At 60.0% G+C, this 12,140-nt stretch carries 1 protein-coding gene (only partly in view); it reads left to right on the forward strand.

From position 1 onward, the window contains the following. Positions 1-12,140, forward strand: the beginning of a protein-coding gene (locus AC07YZ_RS21010) for a tandem-95 repeat protein (RefSeq protein WP_494796202.1). Its footprint extends 26,068 nt past the window's final position; the window shows 12,140 of its 38,208 coding nt (coding positions 1-12,140); it begins with the start codon at positions 1-3; its stop codon lies off the right edge, out of view.

Below are 12,140 nucleotides of genomic sequence, written 5' to 3' on the forward strand. Positions count from 1 at the left end.
ATGGATACCCGTGTCTCGAACAGTGGCAAGAAAAGCAAGAATATTCCGCAATTGGAGGCCAGTGATTTCGTGTTGTCTCCCCTTGTGTCGGCTTTGCGGTCAGCCTTAGCCAAGGCGAAACGGACCTCAGCTTCGGCCTCCAAGCGCAGTCAGGTTGACAGGAAAAACTCCCGCATCTCCAGCATCCGTTTCGAGCCGCTTGAGCCTCGCGTGCTCTTGTCTGCCGATGTAAACCCTGAGGCGGTGGCGATCAGTGGCTCTGTCGATGTCCAGGGTGAAAAGGACAAGATTGAGTTCACCCTTGAAGAACCCCGCTTGGTTGTTGTGGACAGCCAGACCAACCGTTCCGATCTGAACTGGAAACTCGAAGGGGCGGATGGCACGGTCAGCGAACGGGGATTTGCCAGCACGGACTACGACGCAGCGTCGCCGGTGTTGACGCTGGAGGCCGGTACCTACAACCTAACCGTCGACGGCGTTGAGGACGCTAAGGGCGACTATCGGCTGAGGCTCATCGACGCCGACGCCGCCACCGACATGACTCTGGATACGGAGGTTTCGGGTCGTCTTGAGCAAGGCAATGAGACCGCCGTGTACCGTTTCGAGGGCGAAGCGGGCCAGGCGCTGTTCTTCGACGGACAGCAACAAAGCTCTGGCAATGTGTCCTGGCGCCTGATCGATCCCTTCGGCCGTGCTGAGGGCGGTATTTCCTATGGCACTAACAACGACAGGGACACCTTCGCGCTATTGCGAACAGGCGAATACCTGCTGTTGGTGGAGGGCGCCATCAGCAACACAGCGCCAGTGGACTTCCGCTTCAACCTGCGCACGGTCACCGACACATACGCCGCCCTTGGGCTGGACACGAAGATCAGTGCCGAAATCAACCAGCCGGGAGCGACAACCCATTACAGCTTTTCGCTGGCGGAACCCACCGAGGTCCTGTTCAACCCGCTGAGCAACACCGAATACTACTGGGCACTCAAAGGGCCACAGGGCCAAGTGGTTGCCCGAACTTACGCCCAATACGGCTACACCAGCCATACAGATGGCCTGGGTTGGCGGCTCCTCCCGGCAGGGGACTATGTGTTGTCCGTTGATGCCAGCGGAGCGGCCATGGGTACCCATGCCTTTGAACTGGTGTCGACACGCAGTGCCGTGACGTTTGAAGCCAATCAGGTGGTTGCGGGTCAGCTTGAACACCCGGCCGAGCTTCGTTACTACCAGATCGATTTTGAAGAAGGCGATCTGATTTACTTCGAAGGTCGAAGCCTGACTGGTGGCAGCATGGACTGGCACCTCACTGATCCGGACGGCAAAGTTTTTGCCTCCAACAGCGCGCTGATGAATGCCAGCAGCACCTTCGCTGTCAAGCGTTCGGGTCGTTACATGCTGGCAGTTTCCGGCAATGTTGGCAATAGCAGCTCTGCCACCGTCGCCTACGCGTTCTCCGTCAACAAGGTACCTGATCTCCTGCTGACGCTGGACACCAACGCCGTGGTGTCCGGAGCCATCACCCTGGCGGGTCAAACCAGCGTTTACGACTTCAGCGTTGTCGCACCTGGACTGTGGGTTTTTGATGCACTCAGCAACCGCAGTGACATTGAATGGACGCTGGTGGGACCGCGAGGAACAGAGGTATCTGCGCGCCGGTTCAACGCCAGCGATGCCCAGTCCGCCCTCAGTGCGATGCACCTGGTAGCGGGTTCTTATCAATTGCGCGTCAACGCGGTAGGTGGCGCAAAAGGGGACTACAGCTTCCGTTTGCTGGACGCCGCGTCACACGCCCAAACCCTTGAGATTGATACGCCGGTGACGGCCGCCCTTTCGCCTGGCAATTCAACCCTGCTCTACCGCTTCTCGGCCCAGGCGGGTGACAAGATCGCGGTGCCCGCCGGAACGGTTACGGGCGGAACGGCTTATTGGCGCTTGCTGGATCGCTTTGGTCGTGATGTCATCGGCTCTGCAACGAACGTGACAGCCAATCGCGCCGCTTTCCAGCTGGTGGCTGGCGGCGACTACATCTTGCTCGTGGAGGGAGCTCCGGGCAACGCTGCCGATGTGACGATCCAATTCCGGCTCAACAGTGCCGGCTTTGAGGCGATCCCGGCGTTGCCAGAGGGGACCGCGCTGTCGTTTGGTGAAACCTACTCGGGCACGCTCGCCACGTGGGACGCCACCACCACATACAGGCTGACCTTGGCTGAGGACGCCAGGGTGCTTTTGGACTTCTTGGGGGGCAGCACAAGCACCTACTGGCGGTTGACTGGGCCAAAGGGGCAGGAATTTGATCTCCCCGTTTACCAAGGAACCGACCAGTACAACGGTCGCTCTTTACTGCAACTGGTTGCAGGCGAATACGCTTTGACACTGCGGGGTGCGTATGCCAGCGGGTATGGAAGCGGAGGTGCGTTCAGTTTTCGGGCAATCAACGCAGAGTCTTTGCCGACTCTGACGCTTGGTGAAGCGGTGGCCGCATCTCGGAGCCCGGCCAGCGCAATACTGGGCTATCGCTTTGAGGCCGCTGCGGGCCAAGTTCTGGTGCGCAACACGACGGAAACGCAAGGTGGATCTTGGCGTGTGGTCGACGCGTTTGGGCGTGATGTCACAAGCTATACAGGCGACACGCTCCAGACCAGTTACAAGGCCACGTCCACAGGTACGTACCTCCTGCTGAGTGAGGGGTATTACTGGCAAGAGGGTGTCAGCAATGTGACGCTCAAGCTCTCGGTCGAGCAACGCACTTCGTTGCCACTCACATTCAACACCAACCTGGCCGGACAACTCGCTGGCCGTGAGGCGATTACCGAATACACCTTCTCGCTTGATGAGGCGACGACGGTACTGCTGGACACCCTGAACACGGCGACTGAAGGCGCCAGCCGCCTGCGCTGGGACCTCTACAACGCCTCGGGGAATGTGACGGCCAATAACTGGACGTCTCGGGAGGAGTTCGTTCGCCTCGAGCCGGGTCAGTACCGACTGGTGATCAGCAACAACAGCGATGTTGCGACCGACTTCGCTTTTCGCCTGCTAGATCGTTCGACCGCGACCACCTATACAGTGGGTGACGCGGTGACCGAGATGACGCCATCGGGCGAATCTCGCTTCTATCGTTTCAATGCGAGTGCTGGGGAGTCGTTCTGGCTGGATGGCCTGGCATCAAGTTGGTCGAATGGCGGCCTCATTCAGATCTATGACCCTTATGGCAAATCGCTGGCCTCTTACTACAACTACCAGGACCGCAGGTTCACAGCACCCGTCAGCGGTGAATACTTGCTGCAGATAAGCCCTTATAGCACCACGTCAACGGCCAGCTGGAACAGCGGGTTCCAGCTGATCCGGGAGGCGCTCGTTGAGCAGAATCTGGTCATGGGCCAACCCGCCGCGACGGTGTTGTCTGCGGGACAGGGCGCCAGGCACGAGTTCGTCCTGACGGCGCCTGCCCGTGTCGCCATCAGCACAGCGCGAACGTCCGGAGGCAGCGATGTCTACTGGTCTCTGAACGGGCCTCGCGGCGCTGAAGCGAGCGGCAACAGCTTCAACGGCCTTCGCTTCTTCGATCTGCCCAGCGGGGTGTACACGCTGGATGTGGTGGCCAATTCACTGGCTGCTTACACATACCAAGTGCAGGTGCAAGATTTGAGTGTCTCACCGATGCTCAGCCTTGGCTCGGAGCAATCCCTGAACGTGTCCAAAGGCATTGGCGATGTCTGGCAGCAACTGACCCTCGCGGAAGCCACAAACTTGCATTTCGATGCAATGGTGGGCTCGTCCAGCGTTTCCTGGTCCCTCCTTGACCGCAAGGGTAATGTCAAGGCTTCAGGGAGCGGTACCCAGGATTCCGCATTGCTTTCGCTGGCGGCCGGAACCTATTACCTCAGGTTCACGACGTCGTCGGTGGGGCCCGTAGCAATCTCCTTTGCACTGCGCCCTCCGCTGGTGACCTCACACGAGCTGCAACTGGGCAGCGAAACCGAGGTGTCGCTGGCCGCGGCTGAAACGGCGTCGTACTCCTTCAGCGTTGCGTCACCCACCAACGTGTTCCTGGATCCGTGGTACGGGGCCGATTCGTCGTTGCAATGGACGTTGAGCGGTCCAGCTGGCTTCGTCGCGGTCAACGGCTCGGCCTCCAGTACGAGAAATCTCATCCGGTTGTCGCAGCCGGGAAGCTACAGCCTGACGATTCGTTCGTCTGCGCTGTCGCCAGCATCCCTGCCGCTGGTTCTGCGCGATCTCTCGTTGCTTCCTGATAGCTCGCTTGCGCAACAGAGCGTCGTACTTGACAGTGAAACGCCCACACAGCTCTGGGCGATCGATGTCGCCTCCGTCAACGAATGGCTCGAATACCTTCCCGAGAGCGGCACCAGATCCTGGGGTGTGAGAGCGGCGTTGTACGACCAGAACGGTCAATTGCTGGCGTCCAGCTACTACAACGACAGCCTCTTCACCACCGTTACATCGCCAGGGCGGTACTTCCTGCTGCTGGACAAATTCGATACGTCACTGGTTTCGATCGATCTTGGCTTTGTGTTGAGGACGGTGCACAGCGATGTATCGCCACTGCCTTTGTCTACAGCGGTCCGGGGCACGTTGGAGCGCTATTCACTCACAGACACCTGGACCTTCATGCTTCAGGAGTCTCAGGACCTGCTCATTCACGGACAAGCCGATTCGACGGTTAACTGGAGCCTGCGCTACCTGGAGTCGGGACGCCAGCTGCAATCGGGAAGTCTGGGTAGCACGGAATCCGTGCGACTTGCCGCAGGGAACTACCAGATTGTCCTGAACAGCCAGACAAGCTCTTCGGTGGATTATCGGTTCATGGTGAGATCGATGGAGTCGGTTCTGCCGATCACCGCGGAGGCGCTGAAGACGTTCTCCCTCGCAGAGGGAGAGGAGTTCGCAATCCGGCGTGTGTCGCTGGACGATCTGCAGTGGCTGCGTCTGGAGAGTTCAGGCGTGCGGGTGAGTGTTCTGTCGGACACAGGTCAGCTCATACAGGTGCTTGATCAGGCGTCCGAGTGGGTGCGTTTGGGAGAGATTGACCAGGCTTGGTCTTACCTGTTGCTCGTTGAGCGGGCGTCGGTTGGCGAAAACGAAGTGCCGACAGTCGAGGTCTCGCTGAGCCTTGATTCATCCACGGTCCAGTACTTCGATGCCAATCTGGTCGACACTTTGACGGGGGTCTTGGCGGGTGCGCATGAGAAGCATGTGTATCGATTGAGTGTTTCCGAGGCCTCGACCTTTCTGTTGTCGGCGGGGAGCAATGCCGATGGCGTTCGCTGGGCGTTGATGCCTGCGGGCAACGGAGAGCCGGAGTACTGGGAGGTGGGCGGAAGTGCACGGCTCCTGGGGGTTGGCAGTTATGAGCTCTGGGTTTTTGATTCCGCAGGGGGCACCCAGCCCTACCAATTCTCCCTGACCGACTTCCGAAGCGCACAGGCACTGACGGCGACTCCAACCCAAGGCACTGTTGACGCAGCATCCGGTGTTGGATTGTGGTCTTTCAGCGTGGATGAGCCATTGCCATGGCGCATGAACATAACGCCGGGAGCGGGCCTTGACGCGGTGTGGTCGCTGTACAGCCTCGACACGAATGGATATCCGTATCGAGTGATGGCCAATGCTGTGGGGGAACGTGTCATCGACCTCGCGGTCGGGTCGTACATCCTGGCGGCAGAACTGCGCGGTGCAAGTCCGGAGCCCTGGTCCATCGACATCGTCGCGGAGGCCCAGTTGCCGCTTCCGCTTGCATTGAACGCCTTGATCGAGGGCACTTTGTCGTCAGGGGTTGAACGTCGGACGTATGGCTTTTCGGTGGCCGACGACGCACAGGTGCTGTTCGATGCGCTGGGCGGAATGATCGACCTGACCTGGCGTCTGGAGACCGAGGATGGTAGTTGGATCAGTGATAGTGAATGGAGCGGTGATTCCGATCAGTGGTCCTCACGACTCATTCACCTGGATGCAGGCAGCTACCGCTTGCATGTTCAGCGGCCATATTGGCTGGGGACTTCGTCCGATGTGGGCTCTTTCTCGTTCAAGCTTCACGACGCAGACGCTCTGGCGGTGACGTTGTCTTCAGACGGCTCTGTGGTCGAGAGCTCCTTGGATCGAGGTGCGGCACTTTATCGCCTGGACTTGGTGGCTGGCGAGCAGTCCACGTTGTCGATCAACGGATTGTTTGACGGTGCCTTGACCTGGCGGGTAATTGGACCGAATGGGCAGCGTAGCCACTCCGGCACCAATCCGAGAGAGGTGATTCTCGAGCCCATGGAGTCGGGCACGTACTGGTTGCAGGTGGATGGTGGCTTGGCGAACGAGGTGCCTGTGGCGTTCTCGGTGTCCCTGCTACAGACGGGGGCTTTTGACCGTCGCCCCGAAGGAGAAACCCTTGTCTTGGGGCCATCGGAAACCACGCTGATTTTTGCGGATGGTGCGAGGCGGCATTCCTATCGATTCCATCTCGCTGAGGCTGGCTGGGTCTCGTTGTCTCAAGGCACTGTGTCTTCGCAAAGCAACAGCTGGATGTTTTTTTGGAGCCTTCACAACATCGGTGGCTCTCAGGACTCTGGTTCGTGGGGGCCTAGTTCGAATCCCTCTCCTCACTTGGTCTGGATGGAGGCAGGCGACTACGCGCTGACCCTAGAAGACTACTACGCCAATGAGGCGCTTTCGCTCACGTTCAGATTGGAGTCCCAAGCCTCTGCTCCGGTGTTGGGCTTGGATGCTCCGCAGGCTTTCGACGGCACGCGCCTGTACGCCTTCGATCTAGCAGCAGGTGGGTCAATCGGTCTCAAGTCGTCGACCAACACCCAGTGGCGTTTGCTGTCTGCCCAGGGGCAGGGCCTTGGTACTGTTTATGCCTATGCGAACGAGGTGCGTGTTCTGGATTTGCCGGAAAGTGGCACCTATTTCCTCGCACTCCAGTATGCCGATGAACTGAGCAACGGGTTCTCATTTGAGATTGCCACCGAACAAGTGCGGACGCAGGTTCTTCCGCAGGATGTGTCGGTGAGCTCCAGTGTTGATGCGCTGACCACGGACCGTTTCACCTTCGATGTGTCGGAGCCGTCGACATGGTTGTTTGACCTCCACTCCGTGTCCAACATGAGCGACACGCTGCAGTGGAGCCTCGAAAAAGATGGTCAAGAGATCGCAGGTGGCGACCTGCTGACTTATTACTCCTGGAGTTATGGCTACGAACAGGCGGGCAACCCAGTCGTCAGCCTTGAAACGGGAAGCTATGTCCTGACCATCAAGGGTTCAGCCAGCTATCAGATCAAGCGCTCGGCTGTCGCAAGCGCATCGTCCTTGAACTTGAGTTCCGTCAATACGGTATCGCTGCTCAACGGCGAAGCCGCTCTGTTCAACCTTGAAGCAGAGGCTGGGCAAAAGCTGGTCTATCGGCTTCCGCTCGCGCTGACTGGGGTTGAAGGGCAAGAGGGAGCGGAGCAGCAGCCGGGTGGTCGCTGGCGTCTCCTGGATGCGCAAGGTTCGACAGTTTTCATTTCCGACAATCTGCGGCTTGATGTTGTTCACACCTTTGCCGAATCCGGTCGCTACTGGTTGGTGTGGGAACTCGACGCTCGTTACCAGAGTGATGCGGGCGGCGGAGTGCCTGCAACCTACCAGTTTTCGGTTGCACTGAACAACGCGGTGGTGCGACCGCTTGAGGGCTTGGGCGTTGTGGTGAGCGAGACGATGCCCGTCGATGGCTCAGTGACGTACACCTTCGATGTGAGCGAGGACGGCCTCTTGTTTCTGGATGATCTGGCCGATACGCTGGAGTTGGTTGTCCTGGTGCATGCGGATGGCGATGTCCAGGTGCTTCCGATCCCTGATGGCGCATCCTTTGACCCGGAAATGTCCCCCAGCACCGGCCATATCCGCGCTTTTGCGGTGCAGGCTGGGTCTTACCGCCTGACCTTGAATGGAACGCCTTGGGATGGCGATCCGGTGCGCTTCCGTCTCTTGGACATCAACGCCGCAGCTCGCTCTTTGGTTGACGGTGCCGCCACGGGTACCGTCGAGCCCGGTGAGGCCCTGGTGTTCGAGGTGAACGCGGAGGCTGGAGAAATCGTACAGCTGTTGCAGGACTCCGCGGATGGGGTATTTGCCCACCAGTACTTGGTCCAGAATGGTCGCCTGCTGCGATGGACCACTGAGGACCTCGGGTCGAGACTCACACAAACCCTCGTTGAGGACGGGCCGATCTACTGGATTCTGGACAACTCGGCCGATGCCACATCGGCAGTGCAGGCCTACCACCTGCTGATGCAGCGGGTGTCGGAACCTTCAGTCCTGCCGCTGGTGAATGGTCAGACGGTATCGACCACGCTGGGTGGGACCGGGCAGCGGAGCTTCGAGTGGGCGCTTTCCGAGCCAGGAAAGTACCTGCTGGATCTCCAGGACTCCAGCGCAGACGGCTGGCGCATCACAGGTCCGAACGGGGAGGTCATGGCCTCGGGGTGGTCGGACGAAGACCTGCGCTTTGTCACGCTGGATCAACCGGGTACCTACAGGTTGACCTTTACCGCGTCTGGTGATGCGAACGCCGATGAGTCGATTCGCTTCAAGTGGATGGCCATCGACTCGAACGTACCGAGCCTGCCGTCAGGGATCGCCACGAATGTCTCCCTGACTGATGGCGCCCAGGTCTATCGGGTGCAGGGACAGGCAGGAGACGGATTCAAGTATGTCAGCGAATCCAGCTCAAACGCCAACGCCCAGTGGCGTTTGTACTCACCCACGGGTGTACTGAGACAGTCCGGTTCGGTCGATGTCAGCGCTTCATCTTCCTACAACCTGCCAGAAACGGGTGCGTACCTGCTGGTGTTCTACGTGCCAGGTGGTGATGGTCAGAGCGTTCAACCTTTCCAGTTCCGCGTGGACGGCAATCGCATCGACTTGGATAACCCGGTATCGGGCAGCTTCGGATACACGAAGACGACATATCAGCTGACGGTGGATGAGCCGCAGTGGATACAGGTCGATTTTTCCAAATCTTCGTATTCCTATAAGGATGACTACCAGCGCTGGTCGGTTGTGCGGGAGGACGGCACCCTGGCGGGAAGCGGGAGCGCATATTCGGGTGAACAATCTGTCTGGGTTGAGGCCGGTGACTACCGCATCCAGGTCTGGAACACCGGCTACAGCAATATCAGCGCGCAGTTTGTGGTTCTCTCTGCCGAGGCCGCCATGCCGCTGAGCATGGGCGAAACCACGACGGTCAACCTTGCGCCGGGCAACACCACCGCCATCTACCGCTTTGATGCAGCCGCCAACGCGGTATTCGCTTGGGATCTGAAGCAGTCGTTCACGGGTGAGTGGCGCATCCTTGGCCCCGAGGGGCAACTGGTCGGGTCGGGCTCAGGCAGCTCAGGCGCCAAAACGCAACTCTTGGCAGGTGCTGGCGAATACCTGTTGGTACTTGACGGCCGCAGATACTCAACTGCCCAGAGCTTCAGCTTCGTTGGCAGCCTTGCAGAAGACAAAGGGGCTCTGGCCCTCAATGCCCAGACGGAAGTCAGCCTGGAAGTCGGGCAGGTTCAGCAATTCCGGATTCATCTGGATTCGGAGAGCCTGCTGGCTTTCGACAGCCTGGGGCTTGCCCAGACGGGACTGAAGTGGCAGCTTCGCAGTGCCAGTGGACTGGTTTTTGAGCAGGACATTGGGTCGTCCAACGACTATGCCGGCTACTTGGCGGCGGGAGACTATTCGCTGGTGTTGCTCAACACCGGGACGGCATCGGCGCAAGCCAGCTTCAGGGTGATGGACACCAGCCAGGCGACCGCCATTGCTCCGGGGTCCGCGCTGTCCACACAGATGTCACCGCTGCGGAGCACGGCGCTCTACACGTTCCAGGCGCAGGCGGGTGAACGCTACTACTTCGACGTGGTCAGTAGTCTCCCTCTTGCCAACTATCTGTATGACTATTCAAGCTTCAGGTGGTCTTTGCTGGGGCCGGACGGGAAGACCGTGTTCTCCAACGAGTACATGGCGCACCACTATTACTGGTCATCGACTTTGTCCGACTATGACCGTGAGCCAGCTGCGTTGGCGTTGACGGGTACGTATACCCTCGTCATTGAGCAACGCAACAGCACGACGGAAGTCACCCCCCAGCTGACCTTCAACGTCGTGAAGGTGCCAGACAACCCGGTCGTGGTACTCGACACGCTGCTGGTGCGACCTGCGCCCGATCTGGTGGCCAACGATCTGGCGGTGACGCCGACGAACGCCGTGCAGACCGGCGATGTGCTCAACCTGCAGTGGATCGTCGAAAACCGCGGCACCCTGCCCACCGACGGCAACTGGAACGACCGCGTGCTGGTGCGCAACCTGGACACCGGCGAGCTGGTGGCCAGCCTGACCCTGCCGTACGACCCCGCCGTTGACGGTGTGATTGGCCTCAACGAAAGCCGTACCCGCTCCCTTACATGGGCGATTCCGATGGGTTCGTCGGCCGCTGGCCATTTGAGCTTCACCTTGCTCGTGGACGCCGACCGGCAGCAGCGCGAGAGCAACGCGGGCGGTACGGGCGAGAGTAACAACACCTTCACGCGTGACCTCACCGTGGCGCTTGCTCCAACGCCAGACTTGTTGATTCGCGGCCTGACCCTCAGTCCGGAAGGTGGATATTCGCCCGGACAGAGCGTGACCGCAACCTGGCTCGCTGCCAATGCGGGTACGGCCGCCTTGCCCGGCGGTTGGACCGAACGGCTGGAACTGTTCAACCTCTCGACCAATGAGCGCGTGGCCATGGTCGATGTGCTCGATGACGCCGTGCTGGGTGGCCTGGACATAGGGGCAGAGCGCCAGCGTTCGGTCAGCTTTACCTGGCCCGCAGGGGCTGCCGCTTCCGGTCGCTTCGCCTTGCGTGTCACGGCCGATGCCCTGTCACAGGTGGTGGAGGCCAACCTGCAGCGGACCGGGGAGAGCAATAACACGGCGGAACTCGCGCGTGTGATCGGCCCAGACCTGCAAGTGCGCAACCTGGAGGTGGTGACACAAGATGTGGAGGCCGGTGGGCTGGTCACTCTGCGATGGGAAGACTGGAACACGGGCAACAGCCCGGTGACCATTGGCTTTGATGACCGTCTTGTGGTCAGGAATGTGACCACGGGCACCGTGATCCTGGATACCTCAGCCCGTTTCGAGCCGGAGACCAGTGGGTTGCTAGGCTGGATTCAGCCGGGAGAGTTCCGCTCGCGTGAGCTGACCATACGGCTTCCCCACGGCTTGCGCGCCGCCGGTGATCTGAGCGTGACCGTGACGGCTGATCAGAACTCCGCTGGCCTGGGGCGCTTGTACGAGACCAATGCGTCCGGCGATGCCGAGCGCAACAGCGCCATGGCGCTAGGGTTCACTTCGCGCGCTGTGTCATATGCCGACCTGATCGTCGACAACCTGCAAGTCGCAGAGACGGGCGTTGGGGGAGAAGCCATCACCCTGACCTGGGATGCTCGCAATCAGGGCGCTGTGGGTACCGACAGCGACTGGAGCGATCACATCATCTTCAGCACGGACTCGATCATTGGAGACGCCGACGATGTGGTGATCGGGACATCCAGACATCTGGGTGGCCTGGACGCCGGCGGGCAGACCACGCGCTCGGTCACGGTCAAGCTGCCGGTGCGCGCCGATGGCGTGTACTACCTTGCGGTACGCAGCGACGTGAACGCCGAAGTTCTGGAGCCCGACACCCGTGCCGACAACGTCACGGCGGCCCACAGCATTCAGCTGGTTGAGCCGATCACCGACCTCAGCGTACTGAGCGTGACGGCACCTGAAGTGGCTGAAAGCGGGGAGAGTCTGCTGATCACCTGGGCCGTCCGCAACGACGGGAACGCCACGACCAATCTGGCGGTGTGGACCGACCGCATCTCTTTGCTTGCGGTCGATGAGCAGGGTGTGGTGGGCAATGCGGTGTTCAGCACGTCTGTTACCCACGCCGGTTTGCTTGCACCTGGTGCCACCTACGTTGGCCGCGGCACGCTGACCTTGCCCCGAGACCTTCAGGGCAGGTTCCAGATTCAGATCACGTCGGACGTCAACGACGCCCTGGACGAAGGCACCCGGCGTGCCAACAATGCCGCGTCCGCACAGACCTCGCTGCAGGTTACCTTGTCTGG

It is taken from the genome of Hydrogenophaga sp. GW101-3F08 (assembly GCF_059424585.1).